We start from the raw sequence: 19,973 nt of genomic DNA on the forward strand, positions 1-19,973 counted from the left end.
GCCCATTTTGCGGCGGGAAAATGCCGGTGAACGGCACTCGGTGAAACGTGAAAAGCGGACCGAGCTGCATTTAATCCTGTCAAGAAAGATCGTCAGGGAGGGCGGGGCCCAGGACCAGGCGGATACCGGAAGCGCAGGTCTCGGCGGGGACGCGCTCGGGGTCCAGCAGATGCTGGATCGCCAGCCCCAGGTCCATCGCCATCGCCATCGCGGCGCGGTCGGTCGCGCTGATGCCGTCCGCGTCGGTGAGCTCGCGGGTCAGGTTGTCGCGCCGGGCGTGGTACCAGTCGGCGATCCGCCAGCCGGCCGCGAAGTCCCGCATCCCGTAGAGCCAGAACTCCACCAGCAGCAGTGCCGGCAGCCGGGCGTCCTCACCCTCGAGCCGGCTCGTGTAGTGGTGACCGGCCTGCTCGAGGCGGTCCTGGCGGCTGCCGCGGAGCTCTTCGCACAGGTCGAGGTCGTGATCGTGCTGGGCGTGGCGATCGAGCAGCGCGAGCAGCAGATCGGTCTTCCCGGTGAAGTTGGAATAGACGGCGCCCTTGGTCAGCCCGGCGGTCCCGGCGATCTCGTCGAGCGAGACCCCGTGGATACCGCGCTCCGCCCACAGCCGTTCCGCCGCGTCCAGCAGGGCGGCGCGCGTCTGTTCTCGTCTCTCCTGACGCTTGTCCGCCCGATCGTCGCTGTTGATCATTGCGGTCCCTCTCCGTTTCAGCTCCGACCCGATTCGGCCTCCTCGACAGGGACCGGCTACCTCTTGTTCCGGAATACACCGCGAAAGCATGGTCATTCAATACGTTGTGTCACAAAGGCTTTGTGGAGCGATCCACCTTTCTGCGATGACCACTCATCCAAGTGCGTCAAACCGTGAAAAATCATGGGTTACTTGCGGGTAGCCATGAGTGGCCGGGCGGTCATAAGCTGCGCCCATGGCACTCTCGACGGGCAACCAGACGGTCCCGGAGCGTACGCTCGCACCCGCTCTGATCGAGCGGCTCGCCTCCCGCGTCACCTCCAGCGGAGGCAGCACCACGATCCCGACCCCGTTCACCGGCGAACCGCTGGCCACACTGCGGCTGTCCTCCGCCGACGACGTGCGCAAGGCGTACGACTCGGCGCGTGAGGCGCAGCGCAGATGGGCCGCGGTTCCGGTGCAGCAGCGGGTCAAGCCCTTCCTGGCGATGGTCGACGCGCTCGTCGACCGCAGGGAGGAGATCCTCGACGTCATCCAGCTGGAGACGGGCAAGGCGCGCCGGCACGCGTACGAGGAGTTCCTCGACGTGGCGCTGTGCTCGCTCTACTACGCCCGCCGGGCCGGCCGGCTGCTCAGGCCCAAGCGCCGCCAGGGGGCCTTCCCGCTGGCCACCCGGGCGCACGAGTACCGCCAGCCCAAGGGCGTCGTCGGCCTGATCTCGCCGTGGAACTACCCCTTCAGCCTGGGGGTCAGCGACATCGTGCCGGCGCTGCTGGCGGGCAACGCGGTGGTGCACAAGCCCGACACCCAGACGTCGCTGTCCAGTCTCTGGGCGCTGGACCTGCTGGTGGAGCTGGGGCTGCCCAAGGACCTCTGGCAGATCGTGCTCGGCGACCCGGCGGAGATCGGCGACCCGCTGCTGGAGAACGCCGACTATCTGGCGTTCACGGGTTCCACCCGGGGCGGCCGGGCCATCGCGGAGAAGGTCGCGCCCCGGCTGGTCGGCTACTCGCTGGAGCTGGGCGGCAAGAACCCGATGATCGTGCTCGCGGACGCCGACCTGGAGCGGACCGCCCGCGGCGCCGTACGGGCCTGCTTCACCAACGCCGGCCAGCTGTGCATCTCGATCGAGCGGCTGTACGTGCACGAGGACGTCCACGACGCCTTCGTCGCCAGGTTCGTCGAGCTGGTCGAGGCCATGAAGCTGGGCACCGATCTCACCTTCGCGTCCGACATGGGCTCGATGACCTACGTGCGGCAGCTCGAGGCGGTCACCCGGCACGTCGACCAGGCCGTCGAGCAGGGCGCCACGGTGCTGACCGGCGGCAAGGCGCGCCCGGACCTGGGGCCGCTGTTCTACGAGCCCACCGTGCTGACCGGCGTCACCACCGACATGGACCTGTGCGCCGGGGAGACCTTCGGCCCGGTGGTCAGCGTCTACTCCTTCCGCGACGAGGACGAGGTCATCGGCCGCGCCAACGACACCCCGTACGGTCTCAACGCCAGCGTCTGGACCAAGGACGTCGCGCACGGCCGCCGGGTCGCGGCCAGGATCCAGGCGGGCACGGTCAACATCAACGAGGGCTACGGCGCCGCCTTCGCCTCGTACGACGCCCCGATGGGCGGCATGAAGCAGTCCGGCGTCGGCCGCCGGCACGGCGCCGAAGGGCTCCTCAAATACACCGAGGTGCAGACCATCGCGAGTCAGCACTTCATGGATCTCGAGCCACCGCCATCGATCTCGTACCAGAAGTACGCGAATATGCTCGCGGGCGCCATCAAGGTCATGAAGCGCCTTCGGCTGAAGTAAGGACGATCGATGGATTTCGACGTATTGATCATTGGCTCCGGATTCGGCGGGAGCGTCTCCGCGCTCAGATTGACCGAAAAGGGATACAAAGTCGGAGTTGTCGAGGCCGGCCGCCGTTTCGACACCGGGGCCGCCCGGCCGGGCGAGCGCTATCCCGAGCTGCCCAGGACCAACTGGCGGCTGGCCCGCTACCTGTGGGCCCCCGCGCTGGGCCTCACCGGGATCCAGCGGACCCATCTGATCCGCGGCGACAAGGGCAGCCGGGTCCTGGTGCTGGCCGGGGCCGGGGTCGGCGGCGGCTCGCTGAACTACGCCAACACGCTGTACGTCCCGCTGGACCCCTTCTTCGACGACCCGCAGTGGGCGCACATCACCGACTGGCGGAGCGAGCTGGCCCCCTACTACGACCAGGCCAAGCGCATGCTCGGGGTGGTGCGGAACCCGACCGTGACCGCGGCCGACGAGGTGATCAAGAAGGTGGCCGGGCGGATGGGCCGGGCCGACACCTTCCGGCTCACCCCGGTGGGGGTGCACTTCGGCGACGGCCCCGGCGTGGAGGTCGACGACCCGTACTTCGGCGGGGAGGGCCCGCGGCGGCGCGGCTGCACCGAGTGCGGCGAGTGCATGACCGGCTGCCGGCACGGCGCCAAGAACATGCTGACCGAGAACTACCTCTACCTGGCCGAGAAGGCGGGGGCCCGCGTGCTGCCGCTCAGCCGGGCCACCCGGGTCACGCCGCGGGCCGGGGGCGGCTACGAGGTCCAGATCGTACGGACCGGGTCGTTCCGCCGGAACCGCAGGACCCTCACCGCCGGTCAGGTGGTGTTCGCCGCGGGCACCTACGGCACGCAGAAGCTGCTGCACAAGCTGAAGGCCACCGGTGACCTGCCGGGGATCTCCGACCGGCTCGGCGTGCTCACCCGCACCAACTCCGAGGCGATCCTGGGCGCCGGGCGGCTGCGCAGGGGCCCCGACGACTTCTCCAAGGGCGTCGCGATCACCTCGTCGTTCCACCCCTCCGCGGACACCCACATCGAACCGGTGCGCTACGGCAAGGGTTCCAACGCGATGGCGCTGCTGCAGACCCTGCTGATCGACGGTGACCGGCCCGGGGCGCCGAAGGGCCTGCCGCGCTGGGTCAAGTTCGGAGGTGAACTCGCCCGCCGTCCGTGGGAGGCGGTGCGGCTGCTCAGCGTGCGCGGCTGGTCGGAGCGCACCGTCATCGCCCTGGTCATGCAGGTCCGGGACAACTCGATCACCCTGCGGCCGAAGAAGGGGCTGTTCGGCTGGAGCGTGCGGGCCGGCCGGGGGCACGGCGAGCCCAACCCGATCTGGATCCCGGAGGCCCACGACGCCGTACGGATCATGTCCGAGGAGACCGGCGGCATGGCCGGCGGCACCTGGGGCGACCTGTTCGACATCCCGATGACCGCGCACTTCCTCGGTGGCTGCGCGATCGGGGACTCGCCGGAGCGGGGCGTCATCGACGCCTACCACCGGGTGTACGGCCACGAGGGCCTGCACATCGTGGACGGCTCGGCCGTCTCGGCCAACCTCGGGGTCAACCCCTCGCTGACGATCACTGCGCAGGCCGAGCGGGCCATGTCGCTGTGGCCCAACAAGGGCGAGGAGGACCCGCGTCCCGCGGTCGGCTCCGCGTACGCGCGGCTCGCCGCCGTCGCGCCGAAGAACCCCGTCGTGCCGGTCAGCGCTCCCGGCGCGCTCCGGCTGCCCATCGTCGGCATCACCTGAGCCCCCGGCCCGTCCCCCCGCCCCGGGGCGCGCCCGGTGGCCGCACGTGTGGCCGACCACGTCCTAGGGTGGGCGGATGGACGTGGAAGGGGCCCTGCGGCACGTTGAGAGCGAGCTCAGGGCGCTGGCGGACCCGGCTCGGGCCACGAGCGAGCGGAGCTATCTCAAAAGCGATCTCGTCCATCTGGGTGTCCCGCTGCCGGCGATCCGCAAGATCGCGAACGGAGCCGTACGGCGGGAACCGTCCCGCGCGGACCTGCTCGCGTTGGCGGACGGGCTCTGGGCCGCCACCGACGGCGGCGTGCCGGTGCACGAACTGCGGATGGCGGCCATCGAGGTACTGAGCCGCCGGGTGACGCTGCTGGAGGCCGGCGATCTCTCCTTCGCCGAACGGCTGATCCGTGACTCCCGCTCCTGGGCGTACGTCGACGGCATCGCGGTGAAGATCGTCGGTGGTCTGCTCACCGGGACGCCCGCGCTCGGGGGAGTGCTCGACCGCTGGGCGGGCGACGCGAACTTCTGGATCCGCCGGACCGCGCTGCTCGCGCTCCTGCCGGGGATCCGGGCCGGCCGGGGCGACCTGGACCGGCTCGCCCGCTACGGCGACGCGCTCATCGAGGAGCGGGAGTTCTTCATCCGCAAGGCGCTCGGCTGGGTGCTGCGGGAGCTGGCCGTACGCGACCCGGAGTGGGTGATCGCCTGGGTGGCCCCCCGGGTGAAGGTCATTTCAGGGGTGACGATGCGGGAGGCGGTACGCCGCCTGCCGGAGGCCGACGCGGCCCGGCTGCTGGAGTCGTACCGGAGCCGCTGACCGGGGGCCCGGCGCATCCCGCCCGCGGGCCCGTACACACCGCCGGCACACAGGGAGGCTGCGGCACCGGGGGGTGGGCGCCGCAGCCTCCGTCTGTGAAGAACGATCTAGTGGTAGATCCACCACTTCGTTCTCATACGATCGCTTTGCCCTTTAGTGAACTGGGTCATGCAGGTGTCGTACGAGTAATCCATGAAGTTGTGGATCGGGTCGACGCCGGCCGTGGGGCAGGTGTCGGATCCGGTCGGGCAGCCCGAGGCGGGCTCCCTCTCGGCCGGGGTGTCCTTGACCAGGTCCCCGTTGCCTCCGCAGCCTCCGGCGCCGGCCGGGTTGGACGGGTCGTAGCCCTGGAAGGTGTGGTAGAGCCCGAGCCAGTGGCCGACCTCGTGGGTGGCGCTGTAACCCTTGTTGTAGTTCTTGATCGAGTTACCGGGCAGGCTGCCGGTGTGCACGACCACGCCGTCCAGCTTGGGGGACTTCTTGTAGTTCCACGGGAAGGTGGCGTAGCCCAGCAGCTGGTCACCGAGGTTGCCGGTGTAGATGTTCAGCGATCCGGCGCCGCCCTTGTGGAGCGCGGTCTTGAACGCCTTTTCGTAACCGCCCTCGGACGCCGGGAGTGGGTTGTTGTACCACTTGGCGTTGTTGGTCCAGCTCTTCCCCTTCAGGTAGAAGGAGAAGTGGGTGTTGTAGCCCCCGGTCTTGCCGGCGTAGCTGGCATTCAGCACCTCGATCTGCTTGTTCATCCGCCAGGTCGAGACCGTGCCCTTCTTGCCGGAGTACAGGACGTGGAAGTACACCGGGATCTTGATCTGGGTGACGGCCTTGGCGGCGACGACGCGGGCTCCGGTCTGCTGGGCCGCCAGCGCCTGGGACTGCTGCTCGACCGCGGCGGCCGCGGCCGCGGTGATCTCGTTCGGCTCCTTGACGTTCTTGAGGCCGCCGCGCACCCGGGCGGCGGACTGCGGGGCGGCGCAGTCCCTCGAGGACTTCAGTACGGCGGAGGGTGCGGCTGGAGCCGCGGAGGCGCTCACCAGCGAGGTGGCGGGCAGCGTCGCCGCGACGGCGGAGAGAGCGCCGATCGTGGCGAGCAGTCCGGCGCGATTCATGGAACTCCTCGGGGGGAAATGGGGGGAAAGCCGGGAGGAAAACTGTGGGGAAGGGGGGTGGTATGGGAGTGATACAACCTACAAGAGGATCTCCACGGGGTGAATGGAGTTCAACCTCGCTGATGGTGTCGGCGGCCCAGGAAGTGGCCGCATGTGGTCATGGGGCGGTCGCGCCGGGTCACGCCGATCCCACCGGGCCCGCGGGCCGAGGCGTTCCCGCAGGCAGCGGCGCCATAGACTGGAACCTCTCCGTGACTTCGAAAGGCGTTCTTGGTGTCCGCAGAGCAGTCCTTCGACACCGTCCTCGTGGTCGACTTCGGCGCGCAGTACGCGCAGCTGATCGCCCGGCGGGTGCGTGAGTGCAATGTCTTCAGCGAGATCGTTCCGTCGACCATGCCGGTCGCCGAAATGCTGGCCAAGCGGCCGAAGGCGATCATCCTTTCGGGCGGGCCGTCCTCGGTGTACGAGGAGGGCGCTCCCGCGGCTCCGGCCGGGCTCTTCGAGACCGAGGTGCCCACCCTGGGCATCTGCTACGGCTTCCAGGTGATGGCGCAGGCCCTCGGCGGCCTGGTCGAGAACTCCGACGTCGCCGAGTACGGCGGCACCAGGGTCACCGTCCTGCCGGGTGCCGGGGCGGGCGCGCCCGGCCTGGACGACCCCGGATCCGTGCTGTTCGCCGGGCTGCCGGCCGAGCAGTCGGTGTGGATGTCCCATCGGGACTCCTGCAGCACGGCCCCCCTCGGGTTCACCGTGACGGCCACCAGCGCCGTGACCCCGGTGGCCGCGATGGAGGACCGCGACCGCGGGCTGTACGGCGTGCAGTTCCATCCCGAGGTCATGCACACCGAGCACGGCCAGGAGGTCCTGCGGCGCTTCCTGTACGAGGCCGCGGGCTGCCGCCCCAACTGGACGATGGTCAACATCGCCGAGGAGGCCATCGAGGCCGTACGCGCCCAGATCGGCGGCAAGCGGGTGATCTGCGGGCTGTCCGGCGGGGTCGACTCCGCGGTGGCGGCGGCGCTGGTGCAGCGGGCCGTCGGCGATCAGCTGACCTGCGTGTTCGTCGACCACGGGCTGCTGCGCAAGGGCGAGGCCGAGCAGGTCGAGAAGGACTACGTCGCCGCCACCGGCGTCAACCTGCACGTCGTCGAGGCGACCGAGCGTTTCCTGGCCGCGCTGGACGGGGTCACCGACCCCGAGCAGAAGCGCAAGATCATCGGCCGTGAGTTCATCCGGGTCTTCGAGGCGGCGGCCCGTGACATCGTGCACGCCGGCGACGGCGGCGCGGCCCCCTCCGCGCTGGGCGGGGGCGCCGCGGCCGGGCCGGTGGAGTTCCTGGTGCAGGGCACGCTCTACCCCGATGTCGTGGAGTCGGGCGGCGGCACCGGCGCGGCCAACATCAAGTCCCACCACAACGTGGGCGGGCTCCCCGACGACCTGCGGTTCCAGCTGGTCGAGCCGTTGCGGACCCTGTTCAAGGACGAGGTCCGCGCGCTGGGGGAGCAGCTGGGCCTGCCCGCCGAGATCGTCTGGCGGCACCCGTTCCCCGGCCCCGGTCTGGCCATCCGCATCATCGGCGCGGTCTCACGCGACCGGCTCGACCTGCTCCGCGAGGCGGACGCCATCGCCCGCGAGGAGGTCACCAAAGCCGGTCTCGACCGCGACATCTGGCAGTTCCCGGTGGTGCTGCTGGCGGACGTGCGCTCGGTGGGAGTGCAGGGCGACGGCCGGACCTACGGCCACCCGATCGTGCTGCGCCCGGTCACCAGCGAGGACGCGATGACCGCCGACTGGGCCCGGCTGCCCTACGACGTGCTCCAGCGGATCTCCACCCGCATCACCAACGAGGTCCCCGGCGTCAACCGGGTCGCCGTCGACATCACCAGCAAGCCCCCGGGCACCATCGAATGGGAATGACCCACCCCACCCCCTGACCCACCCCGTGCTCACGACCCCACCCTCCGTGATCATGCAATCGATCGACGATCGATTGCATGATCACGGAGGAATGGGGCGGGTCACGGGTGTCAGGCGGGGCTGAGGGCGGCTTCGGCGTCGAGGGTGGTGGCCACGGCCATGACGACGGCGGCGATCCGCAGGCCCTCCTGGACCAGCTCGCGGGAGAACCCGCTCTCCCGGAGCACCTTCTCGTGCGACTCCAGGCAGCGGCCGCAGCCGTTGACCGCCGACACGGCCAGGCACCACAGCTCGAAGTCGGCCTTGTCCACGCCGGGCCTGCCGATGACGCTCATCCGCAGCTTCGCGGGGAGGGCGGCGTAGGTCTCGTCTCCGATGAGGTGGGTGGCCCGGTAGTACACGTTGTTCATCGCCATGATCGAGGCGGCGGCCTTGGCGGCCTCGAACGCCTCGGCGGACAGAAGGTCGCCCGCGTCCTCGGCGATCTCCCTGATCACCCGCGCGTTCCGGGTGGCCAGGGCGCAGGCGAGTGCCGCGCCCCACAGCTGCTGCTCCGACAGCGCCGAGGTCGTGACGACCGAGCCCAGATTGAGCTTGGTGTCCTTGGCATACGCCGGCAGGGCCTGCTTCAACGCGTCAATGCTCATCGTTCGTCTCTTCTCCTTGGCTCTCGGCCACGGCCCGCAGGAATTCGCACGCCCGGACTGAGCCGGGCCCGGCGCGCTGACCCACCCCCATCCCGGCCCCCTCCGTGATCACGCAATCGATCGACGAACGATTGCATGATCACGGAGGGGGGAGTGGGGGCGTGGGTCAGGCGTTCAGCAGGGCCTTGGCGTCGAGGGTGGCATCACCCTTGTTCCAGTTGCAGGGGCAGAGCTCGTCGGACTGGAGGGCGTCGAGGACCCGTAGGACCTCCTTGACGTTCCGGCCGACCGAGCCCGCGGTCACCATGGCGAACTGGATCTCGTTGTCCGGGTCCACGAGGAAGGTGGCGCGTTTGGCCACGCCGTCCTCGGTGAGGATGCCCAGCGCCGAGGACAGCTCCCGGTTGAGGTCCGAGAGCATCGGGAAGGGCAGGTCGCGCAGGTCGGGGTGGTCCTTGCGCCAGGCGTGGTGCACGAACTCGTTGTCGACCGACGCGCCGAGCACCTGGGCGTCACGGTCGGCGAACTCGTCGTTGAGCCGGCCGAACTCTGCGATCTCCGTGGGACAGACGAACGTGAAGTCCTTGGGCCAGAAGAACACGACACGCCATTTGCCGGTGTAGGACTTGTGAGTGATCGTCTGGAACGCGCTGTCGGCGTCCAGCGAGACGCACGCGGTGAGCTCGTACTCGGGGAAGTGGTCACCGACGGTGAGCACATGACCTCCTTGATAGCGATTGTGGCGCCCCTGGAACTCGGCGGGGCGGATGTCGATCCGCGCAGACAGGGGAGGCACACCGCCCCCGTGCTGGTGACCGGGCACCAGACTGCCGCAGGTACGGGCCTGAGAGAAATCGATCGTCCCTGGTGGCGCGACAGCGGATCGGGAGCGCTCCGGATCGGCGTCCCCCGCCTCGCCCGGGCCGCGGGGTCCGGCCCGGGCCGCCGGTAAAGACTCCGCTATGAGACGCCCAGCCCCGCACGTATCGACACCGGCCGATCACCGCACGCGAGCATGCTTGCGCGCATGGCGACGTACTCACTCGACGACGTGCGCGGGGTCTGGCGGAAACGCGACGCGTGGTGGACCGTGCTGCTGGTCGACCCGGTCGCGGTGCGGCTCACGCGGCTGCTGGCGAACCGGACGTCCCTCACTCCCGACCACCTCACCCTGGCGTCCTTCGCCGTGGGCCTGGCCGCGGCCGGCTGCTTCGCCGCGGCGACGCCGTACTGGCTGGCACTGGGCGCGCTGGCGTACCACGTCAGCTTCATCCTCGACTGCTGCGACGGCAAGATCGCCCGGCTCAAGGGCACCGGCACGCCGTTCGGCCCCTGGCTGGACTACGTCGTCGACCGGCTCCGGATGCTGTGCTGCACGGTGGCCCTGGTCGGCGGGCAGTACGCGCGGACCGGCCGGGTGGAGCTGTTCTACCTGGGATTCATGATCCTGGCCCTGGACATGTTCCGCCATCTCAACGCCGTGCACACGGCCAGGACCCGGCGGGCGATCCGGCACCGGCTGGGCGCCGCGGCCGAGCTCGCCGGGCTGCCGGAACCCGCCGGGGACGGCCGGTACACGCTGCCCAGCCAGGACGAGCGCCTGCGGTACGTCGAGGACCTGCTGCACGCGGGGGGCCGCGCCGCGCGGAGCGGGCCGATCCCCGCTGGCCGGGCCCGCTGGTACGACCAGGCCCGCGGCAAGCTGCAGAGCCGCTGTGAGCGCACCCAGATGGTGACCGGGGTGGAGTTCCAGATGGCGCTGTTCGTCGTCGGGCCCTCGACGGGACTGATCGCTCCGGTCGCGCTGGCGGCGGGAGGGCTGCTGATGGCCTTCGAAGTGATCGCCATCTACCGGCTCTGGTCGTCCACCCGTGAGTGCGAGGAACTGGTCGGGGACCTCGCCGCGGCCGTGCGGGGCGGGCCGGGCGGCTCCACCGAGGGCTCCGCCACCAGGGGACGGCGGCTGAGCGACGCCGGTGTGCGTTGATGCCGGCCACGTTCCGGCGGCGTCGCCATCCCTACCGGGACGTGGTGGCGGCCGGCCGGCCGAGCGACGGCTGGTGGACCCCGGTGCTGCTCGAGCCGGTCGCCTTCCGGCTGGTGCGGCTGCTGGCCGACCACACGCCCGCCACCCCCAACCAGGTCACCGCGTTGAGCGCCATGCTGACGGTGGCGGCCGCGGGCGGGCTGCTGGAGGGCGGCCCGCTCGGGCTGGTGGCGGGTGCGCTGCTGCTACAGCTGAGCCTGCTCACCGACCGCATGGACGGCACGCTGGCCCGCCTCACCGGTACGGCCACCGAGCTCGGCGCGTGGTTCGGCGCGGTGGCCGGGCGGGCCCGCCTCATGATGTGCGGTACCGCGCTGCTGGCCGGGGAGTACGCCCGCACCGACGACCGGGCCTACCTCTTCCTCACCGCGCTGGTGCTCATCTGCTGCGCGGTGCTGGAGATCACCGACGGCCACGCCGAGCTGTTCCCGGCCGGCTTCGCCCGCAGGCCCTCGGCCCTTCGGGCCCGGGTGGGCCGGGGCGCCCGAGCGGTGCGCATCGCCCGTCCACGACCGCTGACCTGGCCCGTCACCGAGGCCGAATACGGTCTGGCCGTCTGCGTCCTGGCGCCGCAGACCGGAGCGTACGTCCCGATGATCGTCGCGGCCTCGGGCCTGCTGCTGTGCGGCGAGCTGGCCGGCCTCGGCGCCGCCGTCCGGTCGTCGCGGCGGGCACGCCCGGCCAGGCGCCCGCCGACCGTCACCCGGAGCCCGTACGGCGCGGCCGACTGGCCGGAGGCCGGCGCCTGAGCCGTCGCAGCGATGGGGCGCGGGCGGTTCAGCGGTGGTGGCGGCCCCGGCGGCGGCGGAACAGGTAACGGACCGTCAGCAGCGCGACGATGCCGCCGAAGACCGGGGCGGCCCGCTTGACGACCGACGGCCCGGCCACCTCCAGCAGGTCTATGGCCTCTTCGGTCTGCCGCACCGGACGGGGCGCCACCGGGCTCTGCCGGTCACCGGCACCCGGGCTCGTGGCGGCGGCGGGAGCAGCGGCCGGGGTCGCGGGCTCCGGAGCGGCCTCGGTGCCCGCGCCGGTGGCGGGCGCCGCCTGCGCGGGCTCCTGGCTCGGGAGCTGCTCGGCGACGGAGAACCCGTCCGGGATGGTCGGCGGGGCGCTGGGCACGTCCTGCCGCCCTGCCGGGCTCCCGGCCGGCGACTCCACGGGCGAGCCGGCGGCGCCCGCGGCCTCGACGGCGGGCTCCGGGGCCGCGGCGGGGATCGCCGTTTCCGGGGCAGGTGCCCCGGCGGAGGCCGGCTGGGGCTCTCCGGCGGAAGCCGGCGCGGCGGCCTGCTCCGGTGCGCCGGTGGCGGCCGCCTTCTCCGCGGCCGGCTGGGGCTCTCCGGTGGTGGCCGGCTTCTCCGCGGCGGCCCGCGGCTTCCCGGCCGGGGCCGGTGTGTCCGTGGCGGCCTGCGGCGCGGCAGGTGCTCGCCGCTCCTCGTCGGAGACCTGGAGCTCCTCGGACAGGGCCTTGGCGAACCGGGAGATGAGCTTGCCGCCCACCTCGGCCAGGATGCCCCGGCCGAACTGCGCCGGCCGCCCGGTGATGTTCAGCTTGGTGTGCACGGTGACGCGGGTGGCGTCGCCCTCGGCGTGCAGCTGGGCCTGGACGGTCGCGGCCGCCGTACCGGTGCCGCGCGCCTCCTTGGCCGAGCCCTCGATGGTGACGATGCGGGCCGACTCGTCGGTGACGACGAGATGGGCGTTGCCCTTGTAGGTGATGGTCATGGCGCCGAGCTTCACCTTGAGCCGGCCGGTGAACTCGTCGCCGTCGACCGAGTCGAGGGTCGCGCCCGGGACGCAGGGCGCCACTCGTTCGAGGTCCAGCAGCACCGGCCAGGCTCGATCCACCGGCACGGGAACGGTGAACTCGTGATCGAGCTCCATGAGAGCCTGCCCTCCTGTCAGCCGTGACGTGCTTGGCACCCTATGACCGCTCGCACCCATCCGCCACAGGTGTCCCAGCGACAGGCGACGGGCAAACCGGTCTTGTCGTGACACACATTGTAATTACCCACCGGAACAGGCCCCGCCCGGTGGCGCCGGGCGGGGCCTGTTCCCGCTCAGATCGCGGCGGCGGTGGTGAGGGCGCGCGCGGTCAGCACCTGGGCGAGATGCAGCCGGTATTCGACCGATCCGTGCAGGTCCGCGGACGGACTGGCGCCCTCGGCGGCGTGCGCCGAGACCGCGCGGAAGGTGCTCGCCGAGGCGGTGCCGCCCCGCAGCGCGTCCTCGACGGCCACCGCGCGCACCGGGGCCGGCCCCATGTTGGTCAGCGCCACCCTGGCGTCCTCGATGGTGCCGTTGGCCCGGCGGACCGCGCAGGCGACCCCGACGATCGCCCAGGCCTGTGCCGTCCGGTGGAACTTCTCGTAGTGGAAGGTCCATCCCGGGCCCAGCTTGGGCACCCGGATGCCGGTGAGCAGCTCGTCGGGCTCCAGGGCCGAGGTCAGGTAGTCCTGGAAGAACTCCGCCGCCGGAATCCGGCGCCGGTGGGTGAGGAACACCGCGTCCAGGGCCACCGCCACCGCGGGCAGGTCCCCGGCCGGATCGGCGTGCGCCAGTGCCCCGCCGAACGTGCCGCGATGGCGTACGGCCGGATCGGCCACCGTCGCCGCGGCCAGTGAGATCAGCGGCGCGTGCTCCCGGACCAGCGGGTCGTGGACCACTTGGTGGTGCGTGGCCATGGCACCGATCACCAGTGCGTCCCCGTCGTCGCGGATCTCGCGCAGCTCCGGGACGCGGTCGAGGTCGATGAGCACCTCGGGGTAGGCGAGCCGCAACCGCAGCAGCGGCAGCAGGCTCTGTCCGCCGGCCAGCAGCTTGGCGTCCTCCCCGGCCTCGGCGAGCGCGGTGACCGCCTCGTTCACCGACGACGGCCGCAGGTAGTCGAACTCGGCGGGGATCATGAGGCACCTCCGGAGACAGAGCCCAGTCCGCCACCGGCGCCCGGTTGCACGGACCGTTCGCCTGTTCCGCCGCGCAGCGCCTGCCAGACGCGTTCGGGCGTGCAGGGCATCGGCACGTCGAGCACCCCGTACGGGCGGAGCGCGTCGACGATCGCGTTGACGACGGCGGGGGTGGAGGCGATGGTGCCGGCCTCGCCGACGCCCTTGACCCCCAGCGGGTTGGTGGTGGCCGGGGTCTCGGTCCGGTCGGTGACGAAGGTCGGCAGGTCGGCGGCCGACGGCACCAGGTAGTCGGCGAGGGTGGTGGTGGTGAGGTTGCCGTCCGTGTCGTAGACCGCCTCCTCGTAGAGCGCCTGCGCGATGCCCTGCGCGAGGCCGCCGTGCACCTGGCCCTCCACGATCATCGGGTTGACCACGGTGCCGACGTCGTCGACGGCCACGTACGACCTGATGCGCACGAACCCGGTCTCGGTGTCCACCTCGGTGGCGCACAGATGGGTGCCGTGCGGGAACGAGAAGTTGTCCGGGTCGAACGTCGCGTCGGAGTCCAGGGAGGGCTCGACCCCCTCGGGCAGGTCGTGCGCGGCGAAGGTGGCCAGCGCCACCTGCTGGATGGTGGTGGAGGCGTCCTGTACGCCGCGTACCGAGAAGGTGCCGTCGCGGAACTCGATGTCCTGCTCGGCGGCCTCCATCAGATGGGCGGCGATCCGGCGGGCCTTCTCCACCACCTTGTCGCAGGCCCCGACGAGCGCGATGCCGCCGACGGTCAGCGACCGGGAGCCGTAGGTGTCCATGCCCTTGGGGGAGATGGCGGTGTCACCGTGCAGTACCCGTACGTCCTCGAACGGCACGCCGAGCGCGTCCGCGGTGATCTGCGCCCAGGCGGTCTCGTGCCCCTGGCCGTGCGCCGAGCTTCCGGTGACCACCTCCACCTTGCCGGTCGGCAGCATCCGTACGGACGCGTTCTCCCAGCCGCCGGCGCCGTAGGACAGGGACCCCAGCACCCGTGAGGGCGCCAGCCCGCACATCTCGGTGAAGGTGGAGACGCCGATGCCGAGCTGTACGGAGTCGTTGCGCTCGCGGCGGTCCGCCTGCTCGGCGCGCAGCTTGTCGTACTCGAAGAGCTGCATGGCCTTCTCGGTGGCCGCCTCGTAGTTGCCCGAGTCGTAGGTCAGCCCGGCGATCGTGTCGTACGGGAACTCCTCGTGCCTGATCCAGTTGCGGCGCCGTACCTCCAGCGGGTCGAGGTCCAGCTCGGCCGCCAGCTCGTCCATCATCCGCTCGATGGCGAAGGTCGCCTCGGGCCTGCCCGCGCCGCGGTAGGCGTCGGTCGGGGTCTTGGTGGTGAAGACCCCGGTGCAGGTGAAGGAGTAGGCGTTCATCTTGTAGATCGAGTTGAACATGAACGCGCCCAGCAGCGGGATGCCCGGGGTGACGAGCATCAGGTAGGCGCCCATGTCCGCGAGCAGGTCGACCTTGAGGCCGCGGATGGTGCCGTCGGCCTCGGCGGCGAGGGTCATCCGCTGGATCTGGTCCCGGCCGTGGTGCGTGGCCATCGTGCCCTCGCTGCGCGACTCGGTCCACTTGACCGGCCGGCCCAGCCTGCGCGCCAGCAGCAGGCAGATGACCTCTTCGCCGTACACCTGGAGCTTGGAGCCGAAGCCGCCGCCGACGTCCGGTGCGATCACCCGCAGCTTCTGCTCCGGGATGCCGGTGACGGTGGCCAGCATCAGCCGCAGGATGTGCGGGATCTGGGTCGCCGACCACAGGGTGAACTCGTCGCCGCGGGGTTCGCAGACCACCGCGCGCGGCTCCATGGCGGCCGGGATCAGCCGCTGCTGGACGTACCTGCGCTCCAGCAGCACCGGCGCGTCGCGGAAGGCCGCGTCCAGGTCGCCGTTCTCGAACACCCAGGTGTAGGACTTGTTGCCCGCCTCGTGGACGGTGTCGGCGCCCTCTTCGAGGGCCTGTTCCATGTCGAGTACGGGGGGCAGCGGCTCGTAGTCCACGTCGATGGCCTCGAGCGCGTCGGCGGCGGCGTACCGGTCGCGGGCGACCACGCAGGCCACCGGCTCCCCGGCGTAGCGCACCTCGGTGACCGCGAGCGGCGGGTGGTCGGGCAGCACCATGTCCTCGGTCACCGGCCATGCGCACGGCAGGCTGCCCTGCTCGTCGGCGAGGTCGGCGCCGGAGAACACCGCGACGACCCCGGCCCGCTCCCGTGCCGCCGTGGTGTCGACGTTGGTGATGCGCGCGTGGGCGTACGGGCTGCGCAGGAAGGCCACGTGCACCATTCCGGGCAGCTGGAGGTTGTCGGTCCACTGGGTGCGGCCGGTGATCAGCCGGGCGTCCTCGCTCCGCTTCCGGGCCGATCCCACCTCCCGGCGCGTGCCGGGGTCGGCCAACTGATCGCTCTGCGCGACCTGTTCGGCGACTGCCTCGGGTGCGATCTCACTCATGGGTCGCCTCCGCGGGGGTCTGCCGGCCGGCCGTACCGCCGTTGTGCCTCATCTCGTCGGCGGCGTGGCGGACGGCCCGGACGATGTTCTGGTAGCCGGTGCAGCGGCAGAGGTTGCCCTCCAGGCCGTCGCGGATCTCGTCCTCGGACGGGTCGGCGTTCTCGCGCAGCAGATCGATGGACGCCATGATCATGCCGGGGGTACAGAACCCGCACTGCAGCGCGTGCTCCTCGTGGAAGGCGCGCTGCATGGGGTGGAGGTCTCCGGCGATGCCGATGCCCTCGATGGTGGTGATCTCGCGGTCGTCGGCCTGGACGGCGAGCATCGAACAGCTCTTCACGCTGGTGCCGTCGAGCAGCACGGTGCAGGCGCCGCAGTTGCTGGTGTCGCAACCGATGGGGGTGCCGACCTTCCCCAGCCGTTCGCGCAGGTAGTGAACGAGCAGCAGCCGCGGCTGGACGTCGTCCTCGTACGTCACTCCGTCGACCTCGACCTTGATTCGTGGCATACATCCTCCTCAGGACTGGCGGTGTCCCCGGTGCGTGGGGTGATATCGGGACACGGCGGCCCGAGGAGGGGCGTGCGGCCACTGCATCGGGGCCACCTCCTGAGGGAGTACGACCCCACGAACGTATGCCTAGGTGGATCGGCACACCAGACCTGAACAGGCCCATTTAAGACGGCGTTGCCCTCCGATGGCCGCGGTGTGCCCCGCGAGGCGCACCGCGGCCGGAGTGCTCAGCGCCGCGGCTGCAGATCCACCGAGTAGAGGACTGCGCCGTCGAGGTCGCGCAGCCTGACAGTCAGGACCCCGGAGCGGCCGTCGATGGCGACCTCCCCGAAGAACTGGGCGCCCTCGGCGGGTGAGGCGCCGGCCCGCGGGCCGGTCTTGATGAACTTCAGCTGGGGCCCGAAGGTGCCGTCCAGGGTGTTGGGACCGAAGGTGCCGGCGTTGAGCGGTCCCGCGACGAACTCCCAGAACGGGTCGAAGTCGGTGAAGGCCGCCTTGGCCGGGTCGTAGTGGTGGGCCGCGGTGTAGTGCACGTCGGCGGTGACGAACACCAGGTTGGTGACGCCGTGCCGCCGGGCGTACGAGAGGATCCCGGCGAACTCGCCCTCACGGCCCAGCGGGGCGCCGTTGTCGCCCTGCGCGACGCCCTCCTGGTTGGCGCCGTCCGGCACGATCAGTCCCAGCGGCAGGTCGTTGGAGATGACCTTCCAGGTCGCGGTGGACCGGCGCAGTTCCCGCTTGAGCCACGCGGTCTGCTCCGCGCCGAGTGTCCCGGCCTTGGCGCCGGGGGCGTTGTCCGGGCCGTTGGGGTCCTTGTAGGTCCGCATGTCCAGGACGAAGACGTCCAGCAGCGGGCCATGGGAGATCTTCCGGTAGATCTTGCCGTCCTTGGGCGGCAGGATCGAGATCGGCGTGTACTCGAAGGCCGCGCGGCGGGCCCGGGACGCGAGCACGTCCACCCGCTTCTCGGTGTACCGGGCGTCGTCGAGGATCTGCCCCGGGTACCAGTTGTTGCGCACCTCGTGGTCGTCCCACTGGTAGATCATCGGCACCTGGGCGTTGAACGCCCGCAGGGGGCCGTCCATCAGGTTGTAGCGGAACTGCCCGCGGTACTCCGCCAGCGTCTCGGCGACCTTCGACTTCTCCGCGGTGACGAGGTTGTGCCAGGTGGTGCCGTCCGGCAGCGGCACGGACTCGGTGAGCGCGCCGTCGGCGTAGACCCAGTCGCCGCTGCACAGGAAGAAGTCGGGGTCGGCCGCCGCCATCGCATTGAAGATCTTGTATCCGCCGAAGCCGGGGTTGATGCCCCACCCCTGCCCGGCCAGGTCGCCGCCCCAGACGAATCGAACGTCGCGCCCGCTGTGCGCGTCCGGCGACGCGGGCGTACGGAACCGGCCCGTCACGGGCGCCGACTCGGTGCGGCCGTCGGGGTCGGCCAGCCGCACGCGGTAGTGGATCTCGTTGCCGCAGGGCAGGTGACGCAGCAGGGTCTTGCCGGTGAGGTCGGTGTCGGGGGTCAGGAGCGGCCCCCGCACGGTACGGGCTCCGCGGAAGTCGGGGCGGGCGCACACGTCGACGAGCATCCGGGACGGCCGGTCCGCCCGGGCCCAGACGACGGCGCCGTCGGCCGTCACGTCGCCGCTCTGTACCCCGTGGGTCAGGGCCGGCCGGGCGCGCACCAGCCCGGGCGTCGCGGCGGCCGCGGATTCCAGCGAGCCGAGCACGGCCGCGCCGCCACCCGCGACGAGCCCGGTTCGCAGGAAGGTACGCCTGTCAAACACCATGGATCGCTCCATCTCTCGATCATGTCGACCGGTCGGTCAGCCCGCATGCTCGCCGCCCCGCCCGGCACTGGCGTGGCCGGCCGGTGAACACCGCAAAAACGCCTTCGGGAGGAAATGCCGATCGACTTGACAACACAGGGTGACGGAGTGTCTCCTATTGCTCATGCCAGCGCGTGCCTTCCGCCGTAGCCTCGTGGTCTTCCGCCACTCGGCCGCCGCGCTGTGTCCTTCGTGTTGTTGTCGCTGATCACCTCTGCTTCCAGCGGCATTTCCGGTATCCGACCCGTCCTCTGAGGCGTGGCCTGCGCCCGACACGAAGGAACTCCCGTGGACCTCGACGTCATACCCGATCTCACGATGCGTGGTCAGGACGACCCGCACGGCCGCGTCACGACCCCGCGTCCGCCGACCGTGGGGCAGCTGGCCGCCCGGATCGGTGACCTCGCCGGGCGTCCCGCGGACTGGTGGCACCTGGTCCGCCTCGACCCCGCCGGTCCCAGCCGGGTGATGCTCCCCGGCCCCGGGGAGGTGGACACGTGGCTGACCACCTGGCCCCCGGGGCACCGTACGGACCGGCACGACCACGGCGTCACCGAGGTGTCCACGGTGATCGCCGGGGAGCTGACCGAGTTCACCATCGCTCCCGACGGCGTCACCGAGCGGCCGCTGCGGGCCAACCGGGTGCGCGTGCACGCCAGCGGCCACACCCACGAGCTGCACAACCCGGGCCCCGCGTTCGCCATCACGCTGCACGCCCGCCTCGGCTCCTGAGGAGCGGCCGGCCGGGTCAGCGGATCTCCGGTGCCGCCGTGGCGAAGGCGTCCAGCAGGCGGCGGTCGCGCGCGTGGGTGAGGCGGCGGCGCGCCGCCGGGAGGGAGAGCCACTCCAGCCGGTCGACCTCGTGGTTGGGGACGAACGTCGCCGGGCCGGTCACCGTGGCCGCCCAGTAGTCGACGCGTTTGAGCCGCCACCCCTTGACGTAGCGGCGCGGCGGGAGCGGGCTGCCGAAGGCCGGCGTCATGCCGGTCTCCTCGCGGGTCTCGCGGACCGCGGCCTCCCGGACGCTCTCGCCCGACCGCAGCTTCCCCTTGGGAAAGCTCCAGTCCTTCTTGCGGGGCCGGTGGATCAACGCCACCTCGGGGCCCTCGTCACCTGGCCGCCACAGGACGGTACCGGCTGCGCGAATCATGCTCTGCTGGTCTCCGTCCACGGGATACGGCGTGCCGTGGCCGTCCATCCCCGGGTTCGCGTCCGCCAATCCCACGGCGGGCAGGCCCGTCCCGTCGCCGCCCATCATTTGGGGAACTGCGGAACGATCAGATAGACGCCGTACACGGCGATCGCCGCGCAGCAGGCGAAGCACAGGGCGGCCGCCGTGGTCGCGAGGCCGGTGGACCGGCCCCGCTCCTGCGCCGTCTGGCGCGCGGAGAACGCCATGATGCCGAGGGCGAAGATCACGACGACGGTGACGGTGGCGCCGAGGCTGACGACGAAGACCTCGCCGAGCGAATCCCATTTGATGGTCATGGCCG

At 71.2% G+C, this 19,973-nt stretch carries 18 protein-coding genes; 7 read left to right on the forward strand and 11 right to left on the reverse strand.

The genetic code is table 11. The features are described from left to right. Positions 1–79 precede the first annotated feature (79 nt). The gene (locus ACRYCC_RS01475) at positions 80–691 is read right to left on the reverse strand and encodes a TetR/AcrR family transcriptional regulator (protein WP_433807827.1); all 612 of its coding nucleotides are present in this window, start codon (positions 689–691) and stop codon (positions 80–82) included. A gap of 235 nt (positions 692–926) precedes the next feature. Here ACRYCC_RS01475 and ACRYCC_RS01480 point away from each other — a divergent pair, with 235 nt between their 5' ends. The 3 genes from ACRYCC_RS01480 to ACRYCC_RS01490 all read left to right on the forward strand — a co-directional run bounded on the left by ACRYCC_RS01480 (position 927) and on the right by ACRYCC_RS01490 (position 5,064). Further along, positions 927–2,501, forward strand: a complete 1,575-nt coding sequence (locus ACRYCC_RS01480) for a succinic semialdehyde dehydrogenase (RefSeq protein ID WP_433807829.1) — start codon at positions 927–929, stop codon at positions 2,499–2,501. A 9-nt stretch (positions 2,502–2,510) separates the two neighbouring features. After that, the gene (locus ACRYCC_RS01485; RefSeq protein WP_433807831.1) at positions 2,511–4,253 is read left to right on the forward strand and encodes a GMC oxidoreductase; all 1,743 of its coding nucleotides are present in this window, start codon (positions 2,511–2,513) and stop codon (positions 4,251–4,253) included. Positions 4,254–4,329: 76 nt separating this feature from the next. Further along, positions 4,330–5,064, forward strand: a complete 735-nt coding sequence (locus ACRYCC_RS01490) for a DNA alkylation repair protein (protein WP_433807833.1) — start codon at positions 4,330–4,332, stop codon at positions 5,062–5,064. Between the two features lie 107 nt (positions 5,065–5,171). Here the strand turns inward: ACRYCC_RS01490 and ACRYCC_RS01495 are convergent, their stop codons facing one another. Next, on the reverse strand, positions 5,172–6,170 hold the full coding sequence (locus ACRYCC_RS01495; RefSeq protein ID WP_433807835.1) for a zinc metalloprotease: 999 nt from the start codon (positions 6,168–6,170) through the stop codon (positions 5,172–5,174). Positions 6,171–6,443: 273 nt separating this feature from the next. On the opposite strand from ACRYCC_RS01495, the gene guaA reads away from it, so the two are divergent. Then, a complete protein-coding gene (gene guaA / locus ACRYCC_RS01500) occupies positions 6,444–8,087 on the forward strand; it encodes a glutamine-hydrolyzing GMP synthase (RefSeq protein ID WP_433807837.1) in 1,644 nt (547 codons plus the stop codon). A 110-nt stretch (positions 8,088–8,197) separates the two neighbouring features. Here the strand turns inward: guaA and ahpD are convergent, their stop codons facing one another. Continuing rightward, positions 8,198–8,734 (reverse strand): alkylhydroperoxidase, AhpD family, encoded by a 537-nt coding sequence (ahpD, locus tag ACRYCC_RS01505; RefSeq protein WP_433807839.1) that lies wholly within the window; start codon positions 8,732–8,734, stop codon positions 8,198–8,200. A gap of 166 nt (positions 8,735–8,900) precedes the next feature. Continuing rightward, positions 8,901–9,452, reverse strand: coding sequence for a peroxiredoxin (locus ACRYCC_RS01510; protein ID WP_433807841.1), 552 nt, complete (start codon positions 9,450–9,452; stop codon positions 8,901–8,903). 309 nt (positions 9,453–9,761) lie between these two features. On the opposite strand from ACRYCC_RS01510, the gene ACRYCC_RS01515 reads away from it, so the two are divergent. After that, positions 9,762–10,721, forward strand: coding sequence for a CDP-alcohol phosphatidyltransferase family protein (locus tag ACRYCC_RS01515; RefSeq protein WP_433807843.1), 960 nt, complete (start codon positions 9,762–9,764; stop codon positions 10,719–10,721). After that, entirely contained in the window at positions 10,721–11,530 is an 810-nt protein-coding gene (locus ACRYCC_RS01520) for a CDP-alcohol phosphatidyltransferase family protein (RefSeq protein ID WP_433807845.1), read from the forward strand. The genes ACRYCC_RS01515 and ACRYCC_RS01520 overlap by 1 nt, the downstream gene beginning before the upstream one ends. 28 nt (positions 11,531–11,558) lie before the next feature. Here ACRYCC_RS01520 and ACRYCC_RS01525 read toward each other — a convergent pair whose 3' ends face one another. From ACRYCC_RS01525 to ACRYCC_RS01545, 5 genes are all read right to left on the reverse strand, one after another. Further along, entirely contained in the window at positions 11,559–12,665 is a 1,107-nt protein-coding gene (locus tag ACRYCC_RS01525) for an SRPBCC family protein (protein WP_433807847.1), read from the reverse strand. A 176-nt stretch (positions 12,666–12,841) separates the two neighbouring features. After that, complete coding sequence (locus ACRYCC_RS01530; RefSeq protein ID WP_433807849.1) at positions 12,842–13,687, reverse strand: FAD binding domain-containing protein; 846 nt, start codon at positions 13,685–13,687, stop codon at positions 12,842–12,844. After that, positions 13,684–16,146: a xanthine dehydrogenase family protein molybdopterin-binding subunit gene (locus ACRYCC_RS01535; RefSeq protein ID WP_433807851.1), complete on the reverse strand. Its 2,463-nt coding sequence runs from the start codon at positions 16,144–16,146 to the stop codon at positions 13,684–13,686. The genes ACRYCC_RS01530 and ACRYCC_RS01535 overlap by 4 nt, the downstream gene beginning before the upstream one ends. After that, positions 16,139–16,654, reverse strand: coding sequence for a (2Fe-2S)-binding protein (locus ACRYCC_RS01540; protein WP_433807853.1), 516 nt, complete (start codon positions 16,652–16,654; stop codon positions 16,139–16,141). Before ACRYCC_RS01540 ends, ACRYCC_RS01535 begins: the two co-directional genes overlap by 8 nt. Before the next feature lie 230 nt (positions 16,655–16,884). Beyond that, positions 16,885–18,441: an alkaline phosphatase D family protein gene (locus ACRYCC_RS01545; protein WP_433807855.1), complete on the reverse strand. Its 1,557-nt coding sequence runs from the start codon at positions 18,439–18,441 to the stop codon at positions 16,885–16,887. A gap of 327 nt (positions 18,442–18,768) precedes the next feature. Here ACRYCC_RS01545 and ACRYCC_RS01550 point away from each other — a divergent pair, with 327 nt between their 5' ends. Beyond that, complete coding sequence (locus tag ACRYCC_RS01550; RefSeq protein ID WP_433807857.1) at positions 18,769–19,212, forward strand: cupin domain-containing protein; 444 nt, start codon at positions 18,769–18,771, stop codon at positions 19,210–19,212. A gap of 16 nt (positions 19,213–19,228) precedes the next feature. Here the strand turns inward: ACRYCC_RS01550 and ACRYCC_RS01555 are convergent, their stop codons facing one another. Next, positions 19,229–19,630 carry an NUDIX hydrolase gene (locus tag ACRYCC_RS01555; RefSeq protein ID WP_433807859.1) on the reverse strand — a complete coding sequence of 134 codons (402 nt, stop codon included), beginning with the start codon at positions 19,628–19,630 and terminating at the stop codon, positions 19,229–19,231. A 104-nt stretch (positions 19,631–19,734) separates the two neighbouring features. Next, a complete protein-coding gene (locus tag ACRYCC_RS01560) occupies positions 19,735–19,968 on the reverse strand; it encodes a hypothetical protein (RefSeq protein WP_433807861.1) in 234 nt (77 codons plus the stop codon). Between the last annotated feature and the right edge of the window lie 5 nt (positions 19,969–19,973).

Source organism: Actinomadura scrupuli (assembly GCF_050971785.1).
GTDB lineage: Bacteria > Actinomycetota > Actinomycetes > Streptosporangiales > Streptosporangiaceae > Actinomadura_E > Actinomadura_E scrupuli.

Bases quoted from the DNA above. Each gene is read 5' to 3' on its own strand.
- ACRYCC_RS01475 (WP_433807827.1), bottom strand. From the start codon at position 691: ATGATCAACAGCGACGATCGGGCGGACAAGCGTCAGGAGAGACGAGAA.
- ACRYCC_RS01480 (WP_433807829.1), top strand. From the start codon at position 927: ATGGCACTCTCGACGGGCAACCAGACGGTCCCGGAGCGTACGCTCGCA.
- ACRYCC_RS01485 (WP_433807831.1), top strand. From the start codon at position 2,511: ATGGATTTCGACGTATTGATCATTGGCTCCGGATTCGGCGGGAGCGTC.
- ACRYCC_RS01490 (WP_433807833.1), top strand. From the start codon at position 4,330: ATGGACGTGGAAGGGGCCCTGCGGCACGTTGAGAGCGAGCTCAGGGCG.
- ACRYCC_RS01495 (WP_433807835.1), bottom strand. From the start codon at position 6,170: ATGAATCGCGCCGGACTGCTCGCCACGATCGGCGCTCTCTCCGCCGTC.
- ahpD (WP_433807839.1), bottom strand. From the start codon at position 8,734: ATGAGCATTGACGCGTTGAAGCAGGCCCTGCCGGCGTATGCCAAGGAC.
- ACRYCC_RS01515 (WP_433807843.1), top strand. From the start codon at position 9,762: ATGGCGACGTACTCACTCGACGACGTGCGCGGGGTCTGGCGGAAACGC.
- ACRYCC_RS01520 (WP_433807845.1), top strand. From the start codon at position 10,721: ATGCCGGCCACGTTCCGGCGGCGTCGCCATCCCTACCGGGACGTGGTG.
- ACRYCC_RS01525 (WP_433807847.1), bottom strand. From the start codon at position 12,665: ATGGAGCTCGATCACGAGTTCACCGTTCCCGTGCCGGTGGATCGAGCC.
- ACRYCC_RS01530 (WP_433807849.1), bottom strand. From the start codon at position 13,687: ATGATCCCCGCCGAGTTCGACTACCTGCGGCCGTCGTCGGTGAACGAG.
- ACRYCC_RS01535 (WP_433807851.1), bottom strand. From the start codon at position 16,146: ATGAGTGAGATCGCACCCGAGGCAGTCGCCGAACAGGTCGCGCAGAGC.
- ACRYCC_RS01540 (WP_433807853.1), bottom strand. From the start codon at position 16,654: ATGCCACGAATCAAGGTCGAGGTCGACGGAGTGACGTACGAGGACGAC.
- ACRYCC_RS01545 (WP_433807855.1), bottom strand. From the start codon at position 18,441: ATGGTGTTTGACAGGCGTACCTTCCTGCGAACCGGGCTCGTCGCGGGT.
- ACRYCC_RS01555 (WP_433807859.1), bottom strand. From the start codon at position 19,630: ATGATTCGCGCAGCCGGTACCGTCCTGTGGCGGCCAGGTGACGAGGGC.
- ACRYCC_RS01560 (WP_433807861.1), bottom strand. From the start codon at position 19,968: ATGACCATCAAATGGGATTCGCTCGGCGAGGTCTTCGTCGTCAGCCTC.